We start from the raw sequence: 23,218 nt of genomic DNA on the forward strand, positions 1-23,218 counted from the left end.
CAATGGGCTTCATGTTGCATCCCGCGCCGTGTCTGGGCTGGGCGGGGATCGGAGTTGACTCAAAGGTCCGTTTTTACAGGCGCGCTTCTCAGCCCGGGTGCGGTCCCTGTAGGAGCGGCCTTGCGTCGCGAAAGGACCGCAACGCGGTCCCGACGATTTCGGCGGCAACGCTGCAATCGTGGGGCCGCTGCGCGCCCCTTTCGCGACGCAAGGCCGCTCCTACAAGAGTCCGTGCCCGCCAGGAGGCGTCGGGGTCAATGGAACATGAACAACGTCTCGTTGGCGAACTGCGCCTCGAACTGATGCGCCGGCATCGGCCGCCCGAACAGGTAGCCCTGCACTTCGTCGCAACCATGCTCGCGCAGGAACTCCAGCTGCTCGTGGGTTTCCACGCCTTCGGCGATCACCGCCAGGTTGAGGCTGTGGGCCATGGCGATGATCGCCCGGGCAATCTGCGCATCCTGCTCGCCTTCGGGCAGGCCGTCGACGAAGGTGCGGTCGATCTTCAATACGTCGATTGGGAACTGTTTGAGGTAGTTCAGCGACGAGTAACCGGTGCCGAAGTCGTCCACCGCGATGCTCAGGCCGAGGTTTTTCAGGCTGGCGAGAATCTGCATGGCTTCGTTCACTTCGCGCATCAGAATGCTTTCGGTCAGTTCCAGTTCCAGGCATGCCGGTGGCAGGCCGGTTTCTTCCAGAATGGTGGCGATGCGCGTGCCCAGCTGGCCGTCGGAGAACTGCCGCGCCGAGATGTTCACCGACACCTTGGGCACACGCACCTTGGCCTTGTGCCAGGCCTTGAGTTGGCGGCTGGCCTCGCGCAGTACCCAGTCGCCCACGTCCACCACCAGGCCCAGCTCTTCGATCACCGGGATGAAATCGCCCGGCGGCACCAGGCCGCGGGTCGGGTGTCGCCAGCGCAGCAGGGCTTCGGCGCCGGTCAGGCGCTTGCCGTCGCCGCTGAACTGCGGCTGGTAGTAGAGAATGAACTCGTTCTGTTCCATGGCATGGCGCAGGTCGCTCTCCAGCTCCAGGCGTTCCAGCGCGCTGGCGTTCATCTCCGCCTGGTAGAACTGGAAGTTGTTCTTGCCGCGCTCCTTGGCGTGGTACATGGCGGTGTCGGCGTTTTTCATCAGCTGGCTCAGCTCGCTGCCGTCCTGCGGGCTGAGGGCGATGCCAATGCTGGCGGTAACGAAGAACTCGCGGTTTTCCAGCACGAACGGCCGCACCAGGCTGGCAAGAATGTTTTCGGCCACGTGGATGGCGCGGTTGAGTGCCATCTCGCGGGTAGCGCGCGGTTGCAGCAGCAGGGTGAACTCGTCGCCGCCCATGCGCGCCACGGTGTCGTCGTTGTCCACGCAGGCCAGCAGGCGCTGGGCCATGTCCTTGAGCATGCGGTCGCCAGCGGCATGGCCGAGGGAATCGTTGATCGGCTTGAAGCGGTCCAGGTCCAGGAACATCAGCACCACCCAGGCCTTTTGCCGCTCGGCCTGCTGCAGGGCGTTGTACAGGCGGTCCTGGAACAACGTGCGGTTGGGCAGGTGGGTGAGGGCGTCGTAGTAGGCCAGGCGGTGGATGCGCTGTTCGCTGGCCTTGCGCTCGCTGATGTCGGTGAAGAAGCACACGTAGCTGGCCAGGTCGCCTTCGTCGTCCAGCACCGCGGTAATGCCGACCCAGGCCGGGTAGTGGTCGCCGTCGCGGCGCTTTAGCCACACTTCGCCCTCCCAGCTTCCGCGCTGGAACAGCTGCTTGACCACGTAGCGCAGGTGGCCTTCCTGCTGCTCGTCGACGGTAAGCATGCCCGGCAACTGGTCGAGCACCTCGCTGACGGCATAGCCACTGACGCGGCTGAACGCTTCGTTGGCCTGGACGATATAGCCTGCCGGGTCGGTGATGAGGATGGCCGATGTGGAATGCTCGAATACCGTCGCGGCCATGCGCAGGTCTTTTTCGGCGCGGCGTTGCTGGCTGATGTCGCGGCCTACCCCAAGCACGCCTTCGAAGCGTTCTTCATCGTCCCACACCAGCACCAGGCGCAGTTCGATGGGGATCTTGCGGCCATCGGCGCGCAGGCAGTCGAACAGGAACAGCTGGGTGGGCAACTGGCTGCGCAGCAGGGCCAGCTGGGCCGGGTCGCCCATGGCCTTGCTGACGCGTTCCATCAGGCTGTAGATACCGGTGAGCTGGGAGGGGTTGGCAACGATCGACTGCCAGCCGTTGGTAAAGATCCAGTCGGCCTGGTAGCCCAGCACGCTCTGCACCGAGGGGCTTACGTAGTTGAGCTGGAGCAGCCTGTCGGTGGAGAAGATCACATCGCTGATGCTTTCGGCGAGCATGCGGTAGCGCTGTTCGCTGTCGCGCAGTGACTGGCTGGCCTCGATCTGCACCGTCACGTCCTTGCCCACGCCGATGATGCGCGTCACCAGGCCGTCGGCGTCACGGGTCAGCACTTGTTCGCGGATGTCGTAGCAGCGCCAGCCGCCATCACGGTGGCGGAAGCGCAGTTGGCAGTGCAGCGGCTGGTCATGGCCGCTGTCGCGCTGTTGCTGGCGCAGCGCCTGGTAGTGCGCGGCGTCCTCGGGGTGCAGCAGCAGCTCCCAGAAGCGGTCGCCCATCTGCGCCAGCTCGGTACGGTCGTAGCCCAGGGTCTGGCCGAGGTGGCGGTTGCTGAAGATCATGCGCTGGCTGAGCACGTCCTGCACGTACAGCTGGTCGGGCACGGTGCGCACCACGTCCGACCAGAAACTTTCGCGCTCCAGCAGCGACAGCTCCACCTGCTTGCGGCTGGTGATGTCGCTGATGCTGAGGATGACCGCCTGGTAGTCACGGCGCTGCTGCGGCAGGCGGGCCATCAGCCACAGGTGCAGCTCGCCACCCAGCGGCGCCGGCAGGCGTACTTCCAGCTCCAGCAGCGGGCGCTGCTCGATCAGCGCGTCAATCAGTTGCATGCCGATGCTGTCGCGGCCATCGCCTGTGCCGTCGATCAGGCGCTGCCAGGCACCTTCGTGGCTGTCGATGTTCAACAACTGGCGGGCCACCTGGTTGATCTCGGTGATCTTCAGCTCCAGCAGCAGCGAGCGGCGCAGGTTCGGGTCCAGCGCCAGGCTGTGCTTGAGCGCGGCACGGTTGCGCAGGTGGTAGCGGTCGAGTTGGCCGGGCAGGCTGGACAGGTCGAGCACGCACAGGGCCACGCCGGTGCCTTCGAAGATTTCCTGATAGCGCCGACGGTCTTCCTGCAGCGCCCGTTGGCGGCGGCGCATGTTGATCAGGGCCAGTACCGGCAACAGGGCGCAGAACAGCACCAGCAGACATTTGCCGAGCAGCGCCGGCAGCAGCTTCTGCTGGGCCAGCTTGGCGTCGAACAGGCCGCGCAACTGCCAGGTACTGTTGTCGATGAAGGCCAGCATCACGCTTTGCAGCGGCTCGTTGCTGGTATCGGCTGGCGCATGGCTTTGCAGTACTTCGCCGTTGCGGCTGTTTTCCAGCAGCCACAGCGGGTGGCCGGCACTATCCAGGTGGAGGGTGAGGGTGCGGTAGTAATCCGGTGACAGGCGCAGCAGCCAGTAGCCGCGACCCTGTTCGGTGGCCTGGCGTAGCAACAGGTAGAGGGTGCGGTTGTCGGCCGAATTGGTGAAGAAGTACGGGCTGCCCTGGTTCAGCCTGAGCAGTTCGTCAAGCAAATGGCGATCGGGGCTGCCGGCCAGGCTGTCGGCCTGCACCTGCCCGGTGGCGTCCAGCCAGGCCACGTTTTGCAGGGCCGGTAGGCGTTCGCGCAGGGTGGCCAGCAGGCTGGGCAAGGCCGAGGGCGTCGGCGCCTTGACGTAGGGCTGCACCACATTCACGGCCTGCTGGGCCTTGAACGCCATGTTCAGGCTCAGGTGGTCGGCCAGTTCGGCGGTGGCGTCCAGGCTCTGTTTGCGCAGGTCGGCCTGGGTATGGTTGAACTGGGCGAACAGTTGCCACAGCAGCAGGCCCAGCAGGATCAGGGCCAGCAGCGCCAACGCACCCTTGATCGACCCGCGCAGCGAGGCGGCGGGCGTCTGTGGCGCGGAACGCAATGACGACGGATGAGTAAGATTGGTCAAGCGTTGATCCTGCGATTTGGCTGGCGATGGCAGGGATGGATCATGCACGGTGTGTGCCGGTGTCTGGTTGCCAGACCGCGGTGGCGCACTATAAGGCCGGACACCCGAAACGAGCTAGCATGCCGAGAATTATGGCAAAGTGCCAGCCGATATGACCGATGGTGCCTGCCCGGTGGTTCGGCAAGCCCCTGCAACCTGTGCGAGAATGCGCCCGCTTCAAATGACAACGCATCGGAGATGTTCGGTTTTGGTTACTCACTTTTCCTCCAATGGCCTCGATTCCGCCTGCGGGCGCAGCAGTCAGACCCTTGTCAGCACTGCCGTGACCGAGGACGTATCCTGCAAGTCTTGCCAGCGTTCGCTGAGCAAACCGGAGGCGGCAGCTGTCGCCAAGAGCAAAAGCCCGTCGCTGGCTGAACTGCGCAAGACCGCCAAGGCGGCAGCAGAGCCGGCAGTTGCCGTGGCCGAGGCCAAGCCGGCGGCCAAGGTCGTCAGCAATGTGCCTGCGGCCGCCAAACCGGCCAAACCGGCCAAGGCTGCCGAGCAGCAGCCGGCTCGCAGCGGTGGCTTCAGCGTGAAGTCCGCCTGGGCCGCGCGCCTGGCCGAGCAGGGCGAGCGTTGCCGGTTGCCGCGCGGCAAGGCCAGGCAGCGTCACGTCTGAGCCATAGTTGGCTGCTGTGCCGGCCCTTTCGCGGCTAAAGCCGCTCCCACAGGGATATCACTGCCTTTGAGTTCTGTGCAGTTCCCGTGGGACTCCTCAGGGATATCACTGCCTTTGAGTTCTGTGCAGTTCCTGTGGGACTCCTCAGGGATATCACTGCCTTTGAGTTCTGTGCAGTTCCTGTGGGGCTCCTCAGGGATATCACTGCCTTTGAGTTCTGTGCAGTTCCTGTGGGGCTCCTCAGGGATATCACTGCCTTTGAATACTGTGCAGTACCTGTGGGAGCGGCTTTAGCCGCGAAGAGGCCGGTCCAGGCAATAGATTCCTTCCGATTCCACCCCACCATCCGCCCCTCCTATGCAACGCCGCGCGTTGGCGTAGAATGGTCGACTTTGTTCAATGACACCCCGTAAATACATCCCCCTGGCCAGCGCGCCGGGGCGATCGTCGATGTCTTTACCTATCTGATTAGAGGGCTTGGTTTTGGCTCAATACGTCTACACCATGCATCGGCTGAGCAAGGTCGTGCCGCCGAAGCGGGAAATTCTCAAGAACATTTCCCTGTCGTTCTTCCCGGGCGCCAAGATCGGCGTGCTCGGCCTGAACGGCGCGGGTAAATCGACCCTGCTGCGGATCATGGCGGGCGTCGACAAGGAATTCGACGGCGAAGCCCGTCCGATGCCCGACATCAACGTTGGCTACCTGCCGCAGGAACCGCAACTGGACCCGAACAAGTCGGTGCGCGAAGTGGTCGAGGAAGCGGTCAGCGTGATCAAGGACGCCCAGGCGCGCCTGGACGAGGTCTATGCAGCCTACGCCGAACCGGATGCCGACTTCGACAAGCTGGCCGCCGAGCAGGCCAAGCTGGAAGCCATCCTGCAGGCTGCCGACGGCCACAACCTTGAGCGCCAGCTGGACGTTGCCGCCGACGCCCTGCGCCTGCCGGCCTGGGATGCGCGCATCGAGCACCTGTCCGGTGGTGAGAAGCGCCGCGTGGCCCTGTGCCGCCTGCTGCTGTCGGCCCCCGACATGCTGCTGCTGGACGAACCGACCAACCACCTGGACGCCGACTCGGTGGCCTGGCTGGAGCGCTTCCTGCACGACTTCCCAGGTACCGTGGTAGCCATTACCCACGACCGTTACTTCCTCGACAACGTCGCCGGCTGGATCCTGGAACTGGACCGCGGCGCTGGCATCCCGTACGAAGGCAACTACTCGGGCTGGCTGGAAGCCAAGTCCGAGCGCCTGGCGCAGGAATCCAAGCAGCAGAGCGCCCACGAAAAGGCCATGAAAGAGGAACTGGAGTGGGTGCGCAAAGGCGCCAAGGCCCGCCAGTCTAAGTCCAAGGCCCGTTTGCAGCGCTTTGAAGAAATGCAGTCGCAGGAATTCCAGAAGCGCAGCGAAACCAACGAGATCTACATCCCGGCCGGTCCGCGCCTGGGCGACAAGGTCATCGAGTTCAAGAACGTCACCAAGGGCTACGGCGATCGCGTGCTGATCGACAACCTGTCGTTCTCCATGCCTAAAGGCGCCATCGTCGGCGTGATCGGTGGTAACGGTGCCGGTAAGTCGACTCTGTTCCGCATGCTGATGGGCAAGGAACAACCAGACTCGGGCAGCATCGAGATCGGTGAAACCGTGCAGCTGGCCTGCGTCGACCAGAGCCGCGAGGACCTGGACGGTGCCAAGACCGTGTTCCAGCAGATTTCCGACGGTTCCGACATGATCCGCATCGGCAACTACGAGATCCCGTCGCGTACCTATGTGGGCCGCTTCAACTTCAAGGGTGGCGACCAGCAGAAGTTCGTCAAGGACCTGTCCGGTGGTGAACGTGGCCGCCTGCACCTGGCCCTGACCCTGAAGGAGGGCGGTAACGTCCTGCTGCTCGACGAACCGTCCAACGACCTCGACGTCGAAACCCTGCGTTCGCTGGAAGAAGCCCTGCTGGACTTCCCGGGCGCGGCGATCGTGATCTCCCACGACCGTTGGTTCCTGGACCGTGTGGCTACTCACATCCTGGCCTACGAAGACGACTCTAACGTGGTGTTCTTCGAGGGTAACTACACCGAGTACGAAGCCGACCGCAAGAAGCGCCTGGGCGATGCTGCTGCCCAGCCGCACCGTGTACGGCACAAGAAGCTGGCCCAGTAAGCCGGTGTTCTGATGCACAGGAATGGGGCCCTTTGAGGCCCCATTTTTGTGCCTGGCTGGAAAGCGGTGTGGGGTTCTTCGCGGGTGAACCCGCTCCCACAGGAAAGCCCACAGTTTTAAACTTTTGCAAAAACCCTGTGGGAGCGGGTTTACCCGCGAAGATGCCACCACTGATGGCTGGTTTGTATACAGTTATAGAAAACGCACCAAATAATTTCAAAAAAACGACATCTCGCCCTATTCCGGTGCGATTGCTTCTTGGTACATTCCTGAAAAAAACCAATAAGTCCAATCCTCTTGGTGAGATGTCTACCATGATCGAATCTGTCGACAATTTCCTCGCGCGCCTGAAGCAACGCGACCCAGGCCAACCAGAATTCCACCAGGCGGTGGAAGAAGTGCTGCGCAGCCTGTGGCCATTCCTCGAGGCCAACCCGCATTACCTGCAGGCGGGCATTCTGGAACGCATGGTCGAGCCCGAGCGTGCCGTACTGTTCCGCGTGTCCTGGGTCGATGACCAGGGCAAGGTGCAGGTCAACCGCGGCTACCGCATCCAGATGAGCAGCGCCATCGGCCCGTACAAAGGCGGCCTGCGCTTCCACCCGTCGGTCAACTTGGGCGTGCTCAAGTTCCTGGCCTTTGAGCAGGTATTCAAGAACTCCCTCACCTCGCTGCCCATGGGCGGCGGCAAAGGCGGCTCGGACTTCGACCCCAAAGGCAAGAGCGACGCCGAAGTCATGCGCTTCTGCCAGGCGTTCATGAGCGAGCTGTACCGCCACATTGGTGCTGACCTGGACGTCCCGGCCGGCGACATCGGCGTGGGTGCCCGCGAAATCGGCTTCATGTTCGGCCAGTACAAGCGCCTGGCCAACCAGTTCACTTCGGTGCTGACCGGCAAGGGCATGACCTACGGCGGCAGCCTGATCCGCCCGGAAGCCACTGGCTACGGCTGCGTGTACTTTGCCGAAGAAATGCTCAAGCGCCAGGACAAGCGTATCGATGGCTGCCGCGTGGCGATTTCCGGTTCGGGTAACGTGGCCCAGTATGCTGCGCGCAAGGTCATGGACCTGGGCGGCAAGGTGGTGTCGCTGTCTGATTCCGAAGGCACCCTGTACGCCGAAGCTGGCCTGACCGATGCCCAGTGGGATGCGGTGATGGAGCTGAAGAACGTCAAGCGTGGCCGCATCAGCGAGCTGGCCGCGCAGTTCGGCCTGGAGTTCCGCAAGGGCCAGACCCCGTGGAGCCTGCCGTGCGACATCGCCCTGCCGTGTGCCACGCAGAACGAGCTGGACGCCGAAGACGCCCGCACCTTGCTGCGCAATGGCTGCATCTGCGTGGCCGAAGGCGCCAACATGCCGACTACCCTGGAGGCTGTGGATATCTTCCTCGAAGCCGGCATCCTGTACGCCCCGGGCAAGGCCTCCAACGCCGGCGGCGTGGCCGTGTCGGGCCTGGAGATGTCTCAGAACGCCATGCGCCTGCTATGGACTGCCGGTGAGGTGGACAGCAAGCTGCACAACATCATGCAGTCGATTCACCATGCTTGCGTGCATTATGGTGAAGAGGCCGATGGCAGCATCAACTATGTCAAAGGTGCGAATATCGCAGGCTTCGTGAAAGTGGCTGATGCGATGCTGGCGCAAGGCGTCGTTTGAGCAGATGCCGTTGGGGCCGCTTTGCGGCCCTTTCGCGACACAAGGCCGCTCCCACAGGGAATTGCGTACTCTTGTGGGAGCGGCCTTGTGTCGCGATGGGCTGCAAAGCAGCCCCCACGGCCCTCACTCTTCACCCATAACCTCAACCACTTCGATCATCTGATCCCCCGCCGGTCGACGCCACAGCACCTCATCCCCAGGCCCCGCCCCGAGCAAGGCCCGCCCCAACGGCGAACCCCAGTTGATCAGCCCCCGCCCGGCATCCGCCTCATCCTCGCCCACCAGCCGCACCACATGTTCCTGATCCTGCGTATCGACAAACCGCACCCGGCTTCCAATCTGTACCTTGCTGCGGGACATCGCCGCCGGCACTACCTGGGCACTCTGCACCCGCGCGCTGAAGTAGCGCAGGTCCCGTTCGGTATCTGCCAGGCGCTGCTTGTCGCCCCGTTCACCCTGGGCCTGCAGTTCACTGCGCAGGGCATTCAGTTCGGTCACGCGCTCCTGCAGCTGGCGCAGGCCGCTGGCGGTGACGTAGTTGGGTTGTTCACTGACCCGTCGCTCGACCGGCTGATCAGCCTGGGCGGCGGCCTGGTCTTCGTTGACGAATGCTCGGCTCATGTGTGGCCTCCTTGTGCAGGAGACCATCATCGCAGGCTGCCGGTTTCAAGGAATGTCCGTTTGCGACTCAGTTGTGGCGATAGGCGCGTGCGGCATCGCGGTCTTTTTCCTGCTCCCAGTCGCGCTCGCGCTGGTCCCAGAAGCGCTCGTGGTACTGGCGCTGTTCTTCGCTGTTCTGCATGGCGTGGCACTGGCGAAAACCGTCGTCCCAGCCGCTTTCGTACTGGCGCTCGTGCAGGTAGCGCGGTACGTCCTTACGAAAACCACCGACCATCAGCCCCGCCGCCTGGCGGCCGCTGCTGCAGCCGTCCTGGAAGCCATCGGCATAGGCGGGGGGATAACCCTGATTGACCATCTGCTCGTGGGTGGTTTCGCAACCAGACAGCAACAACGCCATGCACACGCCAAACCAGTACCGCGACATAACCACAAAACCCTCCGGTTGATACTGGAAAGTCTAGGTGGCGATCTGTCGGGGAACCGTCAAAACAGTGTCAAAGACTCGGTTGGTTCACACAGGTCAGCCTTGATGCTGTCATTTGTGGGAGCGGCCTTGCGTCGCGAAAGGGCCGCAAAGCGGCCCCGGCAATTCTGCATGAGCGCAACAATCTGGGGGCGCTTCGCACCCCTTTCGCGACGCAAGGCCGCTCCCACAAAGTCCGCTTCAGTAGTGGTACCACTTCAGCTCAAGCATCACCTCGTTCTGCGCCGTAGCCAGGTGGCTGAACTCCCGCGAAGCACTCAACCGAACGCCCAGGTTCTGGCTGATCTCCCACTGCTGGTTCAGGCTCACACTGCGCCGCACCTCGCCATTGGCGAAATAATCGCCCTTGGCCTCAAGCGTCATGTTACCCAGCCCGTTGCGCCACAGCAGCCCGCCATTGAAGCCCGCCGCCGGGGCGATGAACCGGGCAAAATCATTGTGGTGCTCGACCCGCACCGTGCCCAGGGCAAAGCCCAGCAACCCGTCGGCCAGTTGCCAGGTGCCGCCCGCCCCGCCGTTCACATGGCTCACCAGCACTTCGTCATCATGCTTGCCCGGCACGCGCTCCAGCCCGCCGGCCACCTGCCACGACCAAGGCCTGAGCAGCTCGTTGCGCGGCGTCAGCGAGCGAATGGTGGCCAGGTCCAGGCGCTGTACCTGCCAGTCATTGCCTTCGTACTGGCGCAGCTTCAGCTGCAGGATCTCGATCTGCGCACCCAGCGGAAAGCCGTAGGCGTTGTCATTCAGGTCGTGGTAGGCCATGCGCAGGCCGTACTCGGCGTAGGCGCGATCTTCGCGGGTGCCCACGCCCAGCTGCCAGGTGCGCGAGTCGTGGCCGTCCTCGGGTAGGCCCGGGCGCTCGATCTGCAGGGGCGGTGGCGGGTTGCTGTTGATTGCCCGCAACAGGTCGAAACTGCGCTTGGCCTGCCCAGGGTCGCGCTCCTGGCCATTGGCGCGGTAACGCTCCAGGCGGTACGCGGCATCCTGCACCAGCGCCTGGCGCTGGCGGGGGAGGGCCTTGAATTCGGGGCTCTGCAGTTGCGCGGTGTCGGCGCTTACAGCCAGCACCTGGCGCTTTTCGCCGTGATCGAGCGGCTCGGCACGGGCCAGCAGTTCGCGTTCGCGAGAGGGGCGGTACGTCTCGCTGGCGACCATGCCGGACTGCTTCACGGCCTTCACCGTGTCGGTCGGGATGGCGGTCAGCGGGAACTGCGACGTCAGGTCCAGGCTCGGGCGGGCCACCTGCAGCAGTTCCAGCAGGCGATACGAGCAGTTCTCGTCGAAGAAGAAGTAGTCGAACTGGATCTGCTTCAGCTCCCACACGTGTTCGACCATGCGCCCGGTTTCTTCCGGGGTCAGGTCCAGCTGGTACTCCCACAGGTCGCGGTTTTCCAGGCTGCGGTATTCGGACAGTTTTTCCTGGTAGGGCATCAGCGCGAACAGGCCCGGGTAGCCGCCCATCAGGCCTTTCCAGGCATACAGGATGCTGTTGTCGCTGCCTTCGATGTAGGCGCCGAAGTTGATCGCGTAGCTCAGCAGCGTGGTGTCGTCGCTGCGGGTGTTGGACTGGTCGATGCGCAGCAAGGTGTGGCCGAACATCGATGACGGGCTGTTCAGGTAGGCCGCCGGGAAGATCAGCGCCGCACTGTGCGGGTCGATCGACTGGTACCAGGTGGTGAATTCCTGGCAATCCGGTTGCGGCAAATCCTGCAGGTCGAGCTGTTCGCGCAGCCAGCGGGTGCGTGCCGGGAACACGCACTGGGCATGCTTGTCGCCGAGGTTGGCCGGGGCGTACAGCGCTTCGACCGTGGCTTGCAGCTCCTGGTCGGGGTGGTGCGCGCCGTCCTCGGCAAGGAAGAACGCATCATCGTCCACATAGCTGCGCCAGCCACCCAGCTTGGCGGTTTCGTAATGGCCCAGGGCAATCCAGTAAGGGGTGTTGGCCAGTTGCTGGACACGGCCTTGGTCCAGCACGGGCGCGGCATGAACAGGGGCGCAGGCACACAGCGCCAGGGCAGCGAAGCGTTTGAGCATATCGGGCAACTACTTCTTGATGATGCCGAAAAAAGGCGAAACCCGCCCCGGGGTCGGGGCGGGAGCAGCTGCACTCAGGCCTCGGTAGCGTATTTGGCCAGGCGTGGGTCGTTCTTCAGAACGGCCAGGGTGTTGCTGTGGACGGTTTCGGCAGTGACGTCGGCGCTGCTGAAGATCTGGTTGAAGTGCTGGTGGGTGACCGAAGCGAAGTAGCCACGGTCTTCCGGAGCCACACCGAGGACCACGGCATAGGTGGTCAGCGCCTCACCCTGGCCCATGGCCATGTCTTCGGACAGTTCGTTCATCATGCCGTTCATGGCGAACCAGGACTTGCCGCCATAGGTCAGCGACGCCCTGGTCGAGCAGCCGTTGGTGCCGGAGGTCATGCCGAAGGTGGCGTTACCGGACGTGCCGTTGGTGGTGGAAGCCAGGAAGTGTGCCGGAGTGCCGCGCTGGCCTTCGAACAGCATGTTGCCCCAGCCGCAGTTCGGGCCGCCTGGCGCTTCGGCCATGGCATTGAGTGAGACCACGGTGAACAGAGTACCCAGAAGAATCCGTTTCATAGCATTTGTTCTCTATTTGACTTAACCAAGGGTCAGGGTTTCTGGCAACTCGGTTGCCAGGTCGGGAAAGCTTTTCACCCACCCGCGCAGCTTGGAGTTTAGGCACGATCTAAAGGTTGCGTTGTTGATTGCGAAAAATTTGCTGTTCCATGACCCGCTTCGGCTGCGACATAAAGTCCTGCGGAGCCTTGCAAGGCGCGCGCGGGCAGCGCCAGAATGCTGCGTATCTGCCCCGCCGAAGTAAGGAAACCCAATGCCCGATCCTGTCGCTGCGCGCCTGCGTCTCGCGCCCGAAGCCCTGACCCGGCGTTTCTCCCCCGAGCAGTTTGCCTTTACCCATACCGACGATCTGGAGCCGTTTCGCGGAGTCCTGGGCCAGGAACGTGCTGTCGAGGCCCTGCAGTTCGGCGTGGCAATGCCGCGCCCTGGTTACAACGTGTATGTGATGGGCGAGCCCGGCACCGGCCGTTTCTCGTTCGTCAAGCGCTACCTCAAGGCCGAGGGCAAGCGCCAGCAAACCCCTTCCGACTGGGTCTACGTCAATCACTTCGACGACACCCGCGAACCACGTGCGCTGGAATTGCCATCCGGCAGCGCCGGGGCGTTCATCGCCGACATGAACGGGCTGATCGACAACCTCTTGTCGACCTTCCCGGCGGTGTTCGAGCACCCGTCGTACCAGCAGAAGAAAGGCGCCATCGACCGCGCCTTCAACCAGCGTTACGACCGCGCCCTGGATGTGATCGAGCGCGCCTCGCTGGAAAAGGACGTGGCCCTGTACCGCGACGCCAGCAACGTTGCCTTCACCCCGATGGCCGACGGCAAGGCGCTGGATGAAGCCGAATTCGCCCAGTTGCCGGAAGAGGTGCGCGAGCAGTTCCACGAAGATATCGCCCTGCTCGAGGAACGCCTGAACGAAGAGCTGGCCAGCCTGCCGCAGTGGAAACGCGAGTCGAACAACCAGCTGCGCCAGCTCAACGAAGAAACCATCACCCTGGCCCTGCAGCCATTGCTGGCGCCGCTGTCGGAGAAGTACGCCGAGAACGCTGCCGTCTGCGCCTACCTGCAGTCGGTGCAGCTGAACCTGCTGCGTACCGTGGTCGAGCAACTGGTCGAAGACAGCAAGACCGACGCTGCCGCGCGCAAGCTGCTGGAAGAGCAGTACGCCCCAAGCCTGGTGGTCGGCCACCACGCCGACGGCGGTGCACCGGTGGTATTCGAGCCGCACCCGACCTACGACAACCTGTTCGGCCGTATCGAATACAGCACCGACCAGGGTGCGCTGTACACCTCGTACCGCCAGCTGCGCCCGGGCGCGCTGCACCGCGCCAATGGCGGCTTCCTGATCCTCGAAGCCGAGAAGATGCTGGGCGAGCCGTTCGTCTGGGACGCGCTCAAGCGCGCGCTGCAATCGCGCAAGCTGAAGATGGAATCGCCGCTTGGCGAGCTGGGCCGGGTCGCCACCGTCAGCCTGACGCCGCAGATGATCCCGCTGAACATCAAGCTGGTCATCATCGGTTCGCGCCAGCTGTACTACGCGCTGCAGGACCACGACCCGGACTTCCAGGAGATGTTCCGGGTACTGGTGGACTTCGACGAAGACATGCCCATGGTCGACGAGAACCTGGAGCAGTTCGCCCAGCTGTTGCGCACCCGCACCAACGAAGAAGGCATGGCGCCGTTGACCAGCGACGCGGTGGCGCGCCTGGCCACCTACAGTGCCCGCCTGGCCGAAAACCAGTCGCGCCTGTCGGCACGTATCGGCGACCTGTTCCAGCTGGTCAGCGAAGCCGATTTCATCCGCCAGCTGGCCAGTGACGAAATGACAGACGCCGGGCATATCGAGCGTGCGCTCAAGGCCAAGGCCACCCGCACCGGGCGTGTTTCGCAGCGGGTGCTGGACGACATGCTCGCCGGCATCATCCTGATCGACACCGAAGGCGCGGCCATCGGCAAGTGCAACGGCCTGACCGTGCTGGAAGTGGGCGATTCGGCGTTCGGCATGCCGGCGCGTATCTCCGCCACCGTGTACCCGGGTGGCAGCGGTATCGTCGACATCGAGCGTGAGGTCAACCTCGGCCAGCCGATCCACTCCAAGGGTGTGATGATCCTCACCGGCTACCTGGGCAGCCGCTATGCCCAGGAGTTCCCGCTGGCGATCTCGGCGAGCATCGCCCTGGAACAGTCCTACGGCTATGTGGATGGTGACAGCGCCTCGCTGGGTGAAGCCTGCACACTGATCTCGGCCTTGTCGCGCACGCCGCTCAAACAGTGCTTCGCCATCACCGGCTCGATCAACCAGTTTGGTGAAGTGCAGGCAGTGGGCGGGGTCAACGAGAAGATCGAAGGTTTCTTCCGCCTGTGCGAGGCGCGTGGCCTGACCGGCGAGCAAGGGGTGATCATCCCGCGTGCCAACGTTGCCACGCTGATGCTCGACGAGCGCGTGCTGCAGGCGGTGGAGAACGGCATGTTCCACGTGTACGCGGTCAGCCAGGCCGACGAGGCGTTGAGCCTGCTGGTGGGCGAGGAGGCCGGTGTGCTGGATGACAAGGGCCAGTTCACCGAAGGCAGCGTCAACGCCCGGGTGGTTGAGCGCCTGCGTGAGATCGCCGAGATGATCGGCGAGGAAGAAATCGAGAAGGCGGAGAAAGAACGCCTGGAAGAGGTGATAGCCCAGGCCAAGCCGGCCTGAGTCAATAAACCGGCGCTGGCGGCGATGTGCTACCGTTCAGCGCCGGTTTTCCATCTTTCTATACCGTTCTTCTATGCTGGAACTTAAGGACGGTATCAGCGTTCAGGATGGAAACAGCCTGAGGTTCAGGCTGAACAAGGCTTATTGGAGGGGGCGCGGCCATGCGCAATCTCAGCCTCACACGCCAGTGCCTGGGCCTGGTGACCCGCATCGAATGCAGCATCCGTCCGCTGGCCGGGGACAACGGTATGTGGACGCTGCTGTTCGCCGCCGGCATGGCCGGTGAACAACCCTCCGCGATCAAGGCACAAGGGCCGTTCCATGGGCCGCTGGTGGCCGAATCGGTGCTCAATGCCATTGTCGACAGCCTGACCTTGCATGGCTATCAGGTGGCCGAGGATCCGCAGATCTGGTGTTTGCATTTGCAGGCGCAGTTGCGGCGGATCAACGGGGAGCGGTGTCGGAACCTGGGGGATTACCAGTTTCATCCTGAGACCTGATTGAGGCCGGGGGCCGCTTTGCGGCCCATCGCGACACAAGGCCGCTCCTACAAGGGACCGCGATCTCTTGTAGGAGCGGCCTTGTGTCGCGATGGGCTGCAAAGCAGCCCCCATTTCACCGGGCTTTTGCTGTAACAGGTGGCTGGCTATACTCGCCGTCGCTTTTTTAGTCACCTGATGAGTCCCGACACTCCATGGAACGTATCCTCGAAAACGCGATGTATGCCTCGCGCTGGCTGCTCGCCCCCATCTATTTCGGCCTGTCCCTCGGCCTGCTGGCCCTGGCGCTGAAATTCTTCCAGGAAGTGGTTCACGTCCTGCCCAACGTCTTCGCCCTCAGCGAAGCCGACCTGATCCTGGTGATCCTGTCGCTGATCGACATGTCCCTGGTGGGCGGCCTGCTGGTGATGGTGATGATCTCCGGCTACGAGAACTTCGTCTCGCAACTGGACATCGACGAGAGCAAGGAAAAGCTCAACTGGCTGGGCAAGATGGACTCTTCGTCGTTGAAGATGAAGGTTGCCGCGTCGATCGTGGCCATCTCGTCCATCCACCTGCTGCGGGTGTTCATGGATGCACAGAACATCTCCACCGATTACCTGATGTGGTACGTGATCATCCACATGACCTTCGTGGTCTCGGCATTCTGCATGGGCTACCTGGACAAGCTGACCAAGCACTGAGCCTTCAGGCCTCTTCGCAATCCCTGTGGGAGCGGGCAGCCCGCGAAGAGGCCGGTACGGTCCACCTGACGAGCGGCGTCAGTCATGCCTTGTGCATTCGTCCATTCTGTACAAAAAATGAGCTCTCATGCGTGGTTCTCATCGCGAGGTGCTTTCATGAACCTGCATCAGCTCAACACCGAGGCCAGGGCTGGCCATGTCGACGAACTGAACCTGATCGCCATCGAAGGCGGTGACTACCTGCTCGAGGCCCGGATCAAAGGCCACGCCCACCCCCTCTCAGACCCCCGTGGTGAACGCCTGCGCGTGCACTCGGTGGAGGATACGCGCAAGTTGCTGCAAACCATCCCCATGGTCTCGATGAACCTGGTGCACTGGTCGGTGCAGGACGAAATGTGCGGGATGGGCACGCACCCGGAAGAAGACTTGAAGGTGCCGATTTCCCAGCGCTCGGCCTGGTAGCTGCTCGCAGCGCCCCAGTATGCTAGGCTGCTCGCCCTTTTCATCAAGGGCGCGGCTTCACTGCGCCCTGCAGTGGAGCACGACAATGTCCGAACTCAACCTGTCCACCGACGAAACTCGCGTCAGCTACGGCATCGGCCGTCAGCTGGGCGGCCAGCTGCGCGACAACCCGCCACCAGGCGTCAGCCTGGAAGCCATCCTGGCCGGCCTGACCGACGCCTTCAACGGCGCCGACAGCCGCGTCAGCGAAGCCGACCTGTCGGCCAGCTTCAAGGTCATTCGCGATGTGATGCAAGCCGAAGCAGCCGCCAAGGCTGAAGCCGCTGCTGCCGCTGGCAAGGCATTCCTGGTCGAGAACGCCAAGCGTGACGGCATCACCACCCTGGCTTCGGGCCTGCAGTTCGAAGTACTGACCGCTGGCGAAGGCGCCAAGCCGACCCGCGAAGACAACGTGCGCACCCACTACCACGGCACCCTGATCGACGGCACTGTGTTCGACAGCTCCTACGACCGTGGTCAGCCGGCTGAATTCCCGGTAGGTGGTGTGATCGCTGGCTGGACCGAAGCCCTGCAGCTGATGAACGCTGGCAGCAAATGGCGCCTGTACGTGCCGAGCGAGCTGGCCTACGGCGCCCAAGGCGTTGGCAGCATCCCGCCGCACAGCGTGCTGGTGTTCGACGTCGAGCTGCTCGACGTTCTGTAATGCCGCTGGGGCCGCTTTGCGGCCCATTCGCGGCACAAGGCCGCTCCTACAGGGGTACGCGTTTTCCTGGGATATGCGTACCCCTGTAGGAGCAGCCTTGTGCTGCGAACGAGGGCGAAGCCCTCGCCGTTAGTTCCAATCTGTTCCCCCGGGGCGCAATGCCCGCGCATAGCAGAACAGAAACAGATTCCGCACCAGCTCCTTGAGCACCCCCGGTTCACTCGAATTCAGCCCGCTCATGTCCAGGTCGCCCAGGTCACGCAGCTCGTCGAGCGCTTCTTCTTCAAGCACCGCGCACACTTCACCGGTTTCCCGATGAAGAATGCGCAGGTAGGGGTGAGGGCGGTCCAGCCAGGCGTCGATCAGATAAGTCATGGCTATTCTCCTTGGATAGCAGTCCCAATGAGAATAATTCTTATTATCTGAATAGCAAGCGCCAATTGGTGGTTTTCTGAAAAATCAGACCTTACGTACGAATTCGGACTTCAGCTTCATGGCGCCGATGCCGTCGATCTTGCAGTCGATGTCGTGGTCGCCGTCGCACAGGCGGATGTTCTTGACCTTGGTACCGACCTTGACCACCAGGGACGAGCCCTTGACCTTGAGGTCCTTGATCACGGTGACGGTGTCGCCATCCTGCAGGATGTTGCCGACCGAGTCCTTCTTCACCACCTCGTCGCTGGCCGCTTCGGTGTCACCGCTGGCCGACCACTCGTGGGCGCATTCAGGGCAGATCAGCTGAGTGCCATCCTCATAGGTGTATTCGGAGTTGCATTTCGGGCAGGGTGGCAGAGTGCTCACTTCGGTTCCTCAAACAAACAGACGGGCGGTTGAAAACCCGAATTGTAAAAGGTATTTCTGCGAAAGTGATTATGTCCGGACAAAAGCTTCGCGGGTAAACCCGCTCCCACAGGTACAACATAGGCCTGGAGCCCTGCGATATCCCTGTGGGAGCGGGTTTACCCGCGAATGAAGGCGACTCGGTCTATCAGTGAGTACGCGCGACAGCAAACTCGCTCAGCTCGACCAGCGCATCCCGGTATTCGCTTGCCGGCAGCACTTCCAGGCAGGCGATGGCACGCTTCACATAGTCACGCGCCAGCTCCGCCGTGTACTTCAGCGCACCCGACTCTTCTACCGCCACGCGAATCTGCTCCAGGTCTTCCAGGCCACCTTTCTGAATGGCCTGGCGCACCAGCGCAGCCTGTTCGGCAGTGCCTTCGCGCATGGTGTAGATCAGCGGCAGGGTGGGCTTGCCTTCGGCCAGGTCGTCACCGACGTTCTTGCCCAGGGTCTGCGAGTCGCCCTTGTAGTCCAGCAGGTCGTCGACCAGCTGGAACGCCACGCCCAGGTGGTCGCCAAAGGTGCGCAGGGCCTCGCGCTGTTCGTCGGTTGCCTCGGCCAGCGCGGCGGCGCTGTGGGTCGAGGCCTCGAACAGCATCGCGGTCTTGCCGCGGATGACCTCCATGTAGACTTCCTCGGTGGTGCTGGCATCGCGTACCCGCGACAGCTGCAGCACTTCACCCTCGGCAATCACGCGGGTGGCCTTGGACAGGATCTGCATGACCGGCATCGAGCCCAGTTCGACCATCATTTCGAACGAGCGCGAATAGAGGAAGTCGCCCACCAGCACGCTCGGTGCGTTGCCCCACAGGGCATTGGCGGTGGAGCGGCCACGGCGCATGCCGGACATGTCGACCACGTCGTCGTGCAGCAGGGTAGCGGTGTGCAGGAATTCGATGGTGGCAGCCAGCAGGCGCAGGTCGTCGCCTTCGCGGCCCAGGGCCTTGCCACACAGCAGCACCAGCAGGGGGCGCAGGCGCTTGCCACCGGCGGACGTGATATAGTCGCCGATCTTCGATACCAGCGGCACGCGCGAGGTCAGCTGCTTCTTGATGATCTCGTCGACGGCGCTGAAATCATCAGCCACCGCGCGGTAGAAGGATTGGGGTTGCATCGGCTGCTCCAGTGAGGTTGCGCGGCATGCTAGGTCGCGGGTCCCGGTGTGTCAAGGCGCGGTGCCAGCGCGCCGGGGGCGGTACTTGCAAGCAAAACCGCGGTTGCGTACAATCGCGCACCCTAACTTCCTGGGCAGCACCTGCCTTACGCAATTGCGCCGGGCCGTTCCAGCCCTGTGCAGCCATGCCAGCCAATACTCATCATATAAAGCGCTGGGTGAGCAGGATTATCGGAGAAATACCATGTCTTACGCAGTAATCGTTACCGGCGGCAAGCAGTACAAAGTCGCTGAAGGTGAATTCCTCAAGATCGAAAAACTGGAAGTCGCCACTGGCGAATCCGTGACCTTCGATCGCGTCCTGCTGGTCGCCAACGGTGAAGAAGTCACCATCGGTGCTCCAGTTGTTGCTGGCGCTAAAGTAGTGGCCGAAGTCGTATCGCAAGGCCGCCACGACAAGGTTCGCATCATCAAGTTCCGTCGTCGTAAGCACCACATGAAGCGTATGGGCCACCGCCAGTGGTTCACCGAGATCAAAATCACCGGCATCCAGGCTTAATCCCCTAGATCCCCTGAATTTATTTGGAGAATTGAACCATGGCTCACAAGAAGGCTGGTGGTAGTACTCGTAACGGTCGCGACTCAGAATCGAAACGCCTTGGCGTGAAGATGTATGGCGGCCAGGTTATCAAGCCAGGCAACATCATCGTCCGTCAGCGCGGCACCGAATTCCACGCTGGCTACGGCGTTGGCATGGGCAAGGATCACACCTTGTTCGCCAAGATCGAAGGCGTGATCAAGTTCGAGAAGAAAGGCGAGTTCATGCGCCGTTACGTGAGCATCGTCGCCGCTTAATCGCGACGTCGCTCCAGAAGCCCCGTCACGCGACGGGGCTTTTTCGTTTGTGGTGAGCCTCTTGCAAAGCTGTTTGTATGGGCTGCCGGCGTGAGTTTCTACGGTCGTACGGGGCCGCCGCGCTCATTTTTGCAAGAGCCTCATGTTTTTGAGTCATTCAGCTCGTCTACCGACGAGAGGCGGTTTTAATGAAGTTTGTTGACGAAGTATCCATTCGGGTCAAGGCCGGTGACGGCGGCAACGGTTGCATGAGCTTCCGTCGTGAGAAGTTCATCGAGAACGGTGGCCCCAACGGTGGTGACGGTGGCGACGGTGGTTCGGTGTACATGATCGCCGACGAAAACCTCAACACCCTGGTCGACTATCGCTACACCCGTCACCACGAGGCCCAGCGTGGCGCCAACGGTGGCAGCACCGACTGCACCGGCAAGAAGGGCGAAGACCTGTTCCTGCGTGTGCCGGTCGGTACGACCGTGATCGACGCCTCCACCCAGGAAGTGATCGGTGACCTGGTTACCCCGGGCCAGAAGCTGATGGTCGCCCAGGGCGGCTGGCACGGCCTGGGCAACACCCGTTTCAAGTCCAGCACCAACCGTGCGCCGCGCCAGACCACCCCTGGCAAGCCGGGTGAGCAGCGCGACCTGAAGATGGAAATGAAAGTGCTGGCCGACGTCGGCCTGCTGGGCCTGCCGAATGCTGGCAAGAGCACCTTCATTCGCTCGGTTTCGGCCGCCAAGCCGAAAGTGGCCGACTACCCGTTCACCACCCTGGTGCCGAACCTGGGTGTTGTCAGTGTCGACCGCTGGAAGAGCTTCGTCATCGCCGACATCCCCGGCCTGATCGAAGGTGCTTCCGAAGGCGCCGGCCTGGGTATCCGCTTCCTCAAGCACCTGGCGCGTACCCGCGTGCTGCTGCACCTGGTGGACATGGCGCCGCTGGACGAAAGCAGCCCGGCCGATGCCGCCGAAGTCATCGTCAACGAGCTGACCCGCTTCAGCCCTTCGCTGGCCGAGCGTGAGCGCTGGCTGGTGCTGAACAAGGCCGACATGGTCATGGACGACGAGCGCGACGAGCGGGTCAAGGAAGTGGTCGAGCGCCTGCAGTGGGAAGGCCCGGTCTACGTGATCTCGGCCATCTCCAAGCAGGGCACCGAAAAGCTCAGCCACGACCTGATGCGCTACCTCGAAGACCGCGCCGACCGCCTGGCCAACGACCCGGCCTACGCCGAAGAGCTGGCCGATCTCGACCAGCGCATCGAAGACGAAGCCCGCGCCCAGCTGCAGGCCCTGGACGACGCCCGTACCCTGCGCCGTACCGGCGTCAAGAGCGTGCACGACATCGGCGACGATGACGGTTGGGACGATGATTTCGAGGACGACGAAGACGGCCCGGAAATCATTTACGTGCGCGACTGACCGGTTGCAGTACACTAAACGCCGCTCTTTGGAGCGGCGTTTTTGTATCCACGGTATCTACAGATTCGACATAGGTTGGAAGAAGATGCGAAGCAAGGTGACGGGCGCCAAGCGCTGGGTCGTGAAGATTGGCAGTGCTCTGCTGACCGCCGATGGCAAAGGCCTCGATCGCGGTGCCATGGCCGTTTGGGTCGAGCAGATGGTTGCGCTGCGTGAGGCGGGCGTGGAGTTGGTACTGGTCTCCTCCGGGGCCGTGGCTGCCGGCATGAGCCAGCTGGGCTGGACGTCGCGACCGAGTGCGATGAACGAGCTGCAGGCGGCTGCCTCGATCGGCCAGATGCGTCTGGTGCAGGCCTGGGAATCGAGCTTCGGCGAGCACGGCAAGCACACCGCGCAGATCCTGCTGACCCATGACGACCTGTCCGACCGCAAGCGCTACCTGAACGCCCGCAGCACCCTGCGCACGCTGGTCGACCTGGGCGTGGTGCCGGTGATCAACGAAAACGATACCGTGGTCACCGACGAGATCCGCTTCGGCGACAACGACACCCTGGCGGCGCTGGTGGCCAACCTGGTCGAGGCTGACCTGCTGGTGATCCTTACCGACCGCGATGGCATGTTCGACGCCGACCCGCGCAACAACCCCGAAGCCCAGCTGATCTACGAGGCCCGCGCCGACGACCCGGCACTGGACGCCGTAGCCGGCGGTACCGGTGGTGCCCTGGGCCGTGGCGGCATGCAGACCAAGCTGCGCGCCGCGCGCCTGGCAGCCCGTTCCGGTGCCCACACCATCATCATCGGTGGCCGCATCGAGCGCGTGCTGGATCGCCTCAAGGCTGGCGAACGCCTGGGTACCTTGCTGTCGCCCGAGCGCGGCATGCTTGCGGCGCGCAAGCAGTGGCTGGCTGGCCACCTGCAGACCCGTGGCACCCTGGTACTGGATGCCGGTGCCGTGCAGGCGCTGCGCCAGGCCAACAAGAGCCTGCTGCCGGTTGGCGTGAAGACCGTGCAGGGCAGCTTCCGTCGTGGCGAGATGGTGGTGTGCGTCGGCCCGGACGGCCTTGAAGTGGCACGGGGCCTGGCCAACTACAGCGCCCTGGAGGCGCAGAAGATCATCGGCCAGCCTTCCGATGCCATCGAAAGCATCCTGGGCTATATCGCGGAGCCCGAGCTGGTGCACCGTGACAATCTGGTTCTGGTCTGAGGACGTGCGCGTGCTGAAAAGGATGATTGCCCTGGCGGCACTGGCGTTGCCGATGCTGGCCGGGGCCGAGGAAATTGGCCAGGTGTCCACCGTGTTCAAGTTCCTCGGGCCGAATGACCGTATTGTGGTCGAGGCGTTCGACGACCCCAAGGTCGAGGGCGTGACCTGCTACCTGTCGCGGGCCAAGACGGGCGGTGTGAAGGGTGGGTTGGGGCTGGCGGAGGACCGGGCGGAGGCATCGATTGCCTGCCGTCAGGTCGGGCCGATCAGTTTCAAGGGTGAGCTGAAGGATGGCGAGGAAGTGTTCAAGGAACGCACTTCGCTGGTGTTCAAGACCATGCAGGTGGTGCGCTTCCTCGACAAGAAGCGCAATACCCTGGTGTACCTGGTGTATAGCGACCGCATCGTTGAAGGTAGTCCGCAGAATGCGGTGACCGCGATTCCGATTCTGCCTTGGGCGCATTGATCGCCTGGTAGATTTTTGGGAGGCCTT

Annotated in this window: 21 protein-coding genes; 13 read left to right on the forward strand and 8 right to left on the reverse strand. The window is 62.9% G+C overall.

Annotated features, from left to right (window positions below; genetic code table 11):
- Nucleotides 1-254 precede the first annotated feature (254 nt).
- Nucleotides 255-4,085: a sensor domain-containing protein gene (locus JV551A3_RS04975; RefSeq protein ID WP_133970211.1), complete on the reverse strand. Its 3,831-nt coding sequence runs from the start codon at nucleotides 4,083-4,085 to the stop codon at nucleotides 255-257.
- A 247-nt stretch (nucleotides 4,086-4,332) separates the two neighbouring features.
- On the opposite strand from JV551A3_RS04975, the gene JV551A3_RS04980 reads away from it, so the two are divergent.
- The 3 genes from JV551A3_RS04980 (at nucleotide 4,333) to gdhA (ending at nucleotide 8,552) form a co-directional block, all read left to right on the forward strand.
- A complete protein-coding gene (locus tag JV551A3_RS04980) occupies nucleotides 4,333-4,746 on the forward strand; it encodes a hypothetical protein (RefSeq protein WP_112251931.1) in 414 nt (137 codons plus the stop codon).
- Between the two features lie 483 nt (nucleotides 4,747-5,229).
- Nucleotides 5,230-6,897 (forward strand): energy-dependent translational throttle protein EttA, encoded by a 1,668-nt coding sequence (ettA, locus tag JV551A3_RS04985; protein WP_085601695.1) that lies wholly within the window; start codon nucleotides 5,230-5,232, stop codon nucleotides 6,895-6,897.
- A gap of 314 nt (nucleotides 6,898-7,211) precedes the next feature.
- Nucleotides 7,212-8,552 carry an NADP-specific glutamate dehydrogenase gene (gdhA, locus tag JV551A3_RS04990; RefSeq protein ID WP_133970212.1) on the forward strand — a complete coding sequence of 447 codons (1,341 nt, stop codon included), beginning with the start codon at nucleotides 7,212-7,214 and terminating at the stop codon, nucleotides 8,550-8,552.
- 123 nt (nucleotides 8,553-8,675) lie between these two features.
- Here the strand turns inward: gdhA and JV551A3_RS04995 are convergent, their stop codons facing one another.
- The 4 genes from JV551A3_RS04995 to JV551A3_RS05010 all read right to left on the reverse strand — a co-directional run bounded on the left by JV551A3_RS04995 (nucleotide 8,676) and on the right by JV551A3_RS05010 (nucleotide 12,254).
- Entirely contained in the window at nucleotides 8,676-9,173 is a 498-nt protein-coding gene (locus JV551A3_RS04995) for a GreA/GreB family elongation factor (protein ID WP_133970213.1), read from the reverse strand.
- A gap of 67 nt (nucleotides 9,174-9,240) precedes the next feature.
- Nucleotides 9,241-9,597, reverse strand: coding sequence for a hypothetical protein (locus JV551A3_RS05000; RefSeq protein WP_025337630.1), 357 nt, complete (start codon nucleotides 9,595-9,597; stop codon nucleotides 9,241-9,243).
- Between the two features lie 240 nt (nucleotides 9,598-9,837).
- Nucleotides 9,838-11,691 (reverse strand): Lnb N-terminal periplasmic domain-containing protein, encoded by a 1,854-nt coding sequence (locus JV551A3_RS05005; protein ID WP_133970214.1) that lies wholly within the window; start codon nucleotides 11,689-11,691, stop codon nucleotides 9,838-9,840.
- A 74-nt stretch (nucleotides 11,692-11,765) separates the two neighbouring features.
- Nucleotides 11,766-12,254, reverse strand: a complete 489-nt coding sequence (locus tag JV551A3_RS05010) for a DUF3015 domain-containing protein (RefSeq protein WP_133970215.1) — start codon at nucleotides 12,252-12,254, stop codon at nucleotides 11,766-11,768.
- A gap of 253 nt (nucleotides 12,255-12,507) precedes the next feature.
- Between JV551A3_RS05010 and JV551A3_RS05015 the strand changes: the two genes are divergently transcribed.
- The 5 genes from JV551A3_RS05015 to JV551A3_RS05035 all read left to right on the forward strand — a co-directional run bounded on the left by JV551A3_RS05015 (nucleotide 12,508) and on the right by JV551A3_RS05035 (nucleotide 17,294).
- Entirely contained in the window at nucleotides 12,508-14,946 is a 2,439-nt protein-coding gene (locus JV551A3_RS05015) for a Lon protease family protein (protein ID WP_133970216.1), read from the forward strand.
- A 161-nt stretch (nucleotides 14,947-15,107) separates the two neighbouring features.
- Entirely contained in the window at nucleotides 15,108-15,446 is a 339-nt protein-coding gene (locus tag JV551A3_RS05020; RefSeq protein ID WP_003247487.1) for a PA4575 family protein, read from the forward strand.
- A 194-nt stretch (nucleotides 15,447-15,640) separates the two neighbouring features.
- Nucleotides 15,641-16,129 carry a TIGR00645 family protein gene (locus JV551A3_RS05025; RefSeq protein ID WP_003247486.1) on the forward strand — a complete coding sequence of 163 codons (489 nt, stop codon included), beginning with the start codon at nucleotides 15,641-15,643 and terminating at the stop codon, nucleotides 16,127-16,129.
- A 156-nt stretch (nucleotides 16,130-16,285) separates the two neighbouring features.
- Nucleotides 16,286-16,591: a DUF6482 family protein gene (locus tag JV551A3_RS05030; RefSeq protein WP_133970217.1), complete on the forward strand. Its 306-nt coding sequence runs from the start codon at nucleotides 16,286-16,288 to the stop codon at nucleotides 16,589-16,591.
- 85 nt (nucleotides 16,592-16,676) lie between these two features.
- A complete protein-coding gene (locus tag JV551A3_RS05035) occupies nucleotides 16,677-17,294 on the forward strand; it encodes an FKBP-type peptidyl-prolyl cis-trans isomerase (RefSeq protein WP_025337633.1) in 618 nt (205 codons plus the stop codon).
- A gap of 129 nt (nucleotides 17,295-17,423) precedes the next feature.
- Here JV551A3_RS05035 and JV551A3_RS05040 read toward each other — a convergent pair whose 3' ends face one another.
- The 3 genes from JV551A3_RS05040 to JV551A3_RS05050 form a co-directional block, all read right to left on the reverse strand.
- Entirely contained in the window at nucleotides 17,424-17,669 is a 246-nt protein-coding gene (locus JV551A3_RS05040) for a PA4570 family protein (RefSeq protein WP_112251938.1), read from the reverse strand.
- Nucleotides 17,670-17,753: 84 nt separating this feature from the next.
- Nucleotides 17,754-18,095: a zinc ribbon domain-containing protein YjdM gene (locus JV551A3_RS05045; protein ID WP_016713349.1), complete on the reverse strand. Its 342-nt coding sequence runs from the start codon at nucleotides 18,093-18,095 to the stop codon at nucleotides 17,754-17,756.
- Nucleotides 18,096-18,282: 187 nt separating this feature from the next.
- Nucleotides 18,283-19,251 (reverse strand): polyprenyl synthetase family protein, encoded by a 969-nt coding sequence (locus JV551A3_RS05050; RefSeq protein ID WP_112251939.1) that lies wholly within the window; start codon nucleotides 19,249-19,251, stop codon nucleotides 18,283-18,285.
- A 244-nt stretch (nucleotides 19,252-19,495) separates the two neighbouring features.
- Here JV551A3_RS05050 and rplU point away from each other — a divergent pair, with 244 nt between their 5' ends.
- From rplU to JV551A3_RS05075, 5 genes are all read left to right on the forward strand, one after another.
- The gene (gene rplU, locus JV551A3_RS05055; protein WP_003247466.1) at nucleotides 19,496-19,810 is read left to right on the forward strand and encodes a 50S ribosomal protein L21; all 315 of its coding nucleotides are present in this window, start codon (nucleotides 19,496-19,498) and stop codon (nucleotides 19,808-19,810) included.
- A gap of 38 nt (nucleotides 19,811-19,848) precedes the next feature.
- Nucleotides 19,849-20,106 carry a 50S ribosomal protein L27 gene (gene rpmA, locus JV551A3_RS05060; RefSeq protein ID WP_003247464.1) on the forward strand — a complete coding sequence of 86 codons (258 nt, stop codon included), beginning with the start codon at nucleotides 19,849-19,851 and terminating at the stop codon, nucleotides 20,104-20,106.
- A 188-nt stretch (nucleotides 20,107-20,294) separates the two neighbouring features.
- On the forward strand, nucleotides 20,295-21,521 hold the full coding sequence (gene cgtA, locus JV551A3_RS05065) for an Obg family GTPase CgtA (protein ID WP_112251940.1): 1,227 nt from the start codon (nucleotides 20,295-20,297) through the stop codon (nucleotides 21,519-21,521).
- 85 nt (nucleotides 21,522-21,606) lie between these two features.
- Nucleotides 21,607-22,725 carry a glutamate 5-kinase gene (proB, locus tag JV551A3_RS05070; protein ID WP_085601883.1) on the forward strand — a complete coding sequence of 373 codons (1,119 nt, stop codon included), beginning with the start codon at nucleotides 21,607-21,609 and terminating at the stop codon, nucleotides 22,723-22,725.
- Nucleotides 22,726-22,747: 22 nt separating this feature from the next.
- Nucleotides 22,748-23,191, forward strand: coding sequence for a CreA family protein (locus JV551A3_RS05075; protein ID WP_166674215.1), 444 nt, complete (start codon nucleotides 22,748-22,750; stop codon nucleotides 23,189-23,191).
- Nucleotides 23,192-23,218 lie beyond the last annotated feature (27 nt).

It is taken from the genome of Pseudomonas inefficax, from assembly GCF_900277125.1.
GTDB classification, from domain to species: Bacteria; Pseudomonadota; Gammaproteobacteria; order Pseudomonadales; family Pseudomonadaceae; genus Aquipseudomonas; species Aquipseudomonas inefficax.

Bases quoted from the DNA above. Each gene is read 5' to 3' on its own strand.
- gdhA (WP_133970212.1), top strand. From the start codon at position 7,212: ATGATCGAATCTGTCGACAATTTCCTCGCGCGCCTGAAGCAACGCGAC.
- JV551A3_RS04995 (WP_133970213.1), bottom strand. From the start codon at position 9,173: ATGAGCCGAGCATTCGTCAACGAAGACCAGGCCGCCGCCCAGGCTGAT.
- JV551A3_RS05000 (WP_025337630.1), bottom strand. From the start codon at position 9,597: ATGTCGCGGTACTGGTTTGGCGTGTGCATGGCGTTGTTGCTGTCTGGT.
- JV551A3_RS05005 (WP_133970214.1), bottom strand. From the start codon at position 11,691: ATGCTCAAACGCTTCGCTGCCCTGGCGCTGTGTGCCTGCGCCCCTGTT.
- JV551A3_RS05010 (WP_133970215.1), bottom strand. From the start codon at position 12,254: ATGAAACGGATTCTTCTGGGTACTCTGTTCACCGTGGTCTCACTCAAT.
- JV551A3_RS05015 (WP_133970216.1), top strand. From the start codon at position 12,508: ATGCCCGATCCTGTCGCTGCGCGCCTGCGTCTCGCGCCCGAAGCCCTG.
- JV551A3_RS05020 (WP_003247487.1), top strand. From the start codon at position 15,108: ATGCGCAATCTCAGCCTCACACGCCAGTGCCTGGGCCTGGTGACCCGC.
- JV551A3_RS05025 (WP_003247486.1), top strand. From the start codon at position 15,641: ATGGAACGTATCCTCGAAAACGCGATGTATGCCTCGCGCTGGCTGCTC.
- JV551A3_RS05030 (WP_133970217.1), top strand. From the start codon at position 16,286: ATGAACCTGCATCAGCTCAACACCGAGGCCAGGGCTGGCCATGTCGAC.
- JV551A3_RS05035 (WP_025337633.1), top strand. From the start codon at position 16,677: ATGTCCGAACTCAACCTGTCCACCGACGAAACTCGCGTCAGCTACGGC.
- JV551A3_RS05040 (WP_112251938.1), bottom strand. From the start codon at position 17,669: ATGACTTATCTGATCGACGCCTGGCTGGACCGCCCTCACCCCTACCTG.
- JV551A3_RS05050 (WP_112251939.1), bottom strand. From the start codon at position 19,251: ATGCAACCCCAATCCTTCTACCGCGCGGTGGCTGATGATTTCAGCGCC.
- rplU (WP_003247466.1), top strand. From the start codon at position 19,496: ATGTCTTACGCAGTAATCGTTACCGGCGGCAAGCAGTACAAAGTCGCT.
- rpmA (WP_003247464.1), top strand. From the start codon at position 19,849: ATGGCTCACAAGAAGGCTGGTGGTAGTACTCGTAACGGTCGCGACTCA.
- cgtA (WP_112251940.1), top strand. From the start codon at position 20,295: ATGAAGTTTGTTGACGAAGTATCCATTCGGGTCAAGGCCGGTGACGGC.
- proB (WP_085601883.1), top strand. From the start codon at position 21,607: ATGCGAAGCAAGGTGACGGGCGCCAAGCGCTGGGTCGTGAAGATTGGC.
- JV551A3_RS05075 (WP_166674215.1), top strand. From the start codon at position 22,748: ATGATTGCCCTGGCGGCACTGGCGTTGCCGATGCTGGCCGGGGCCGAG.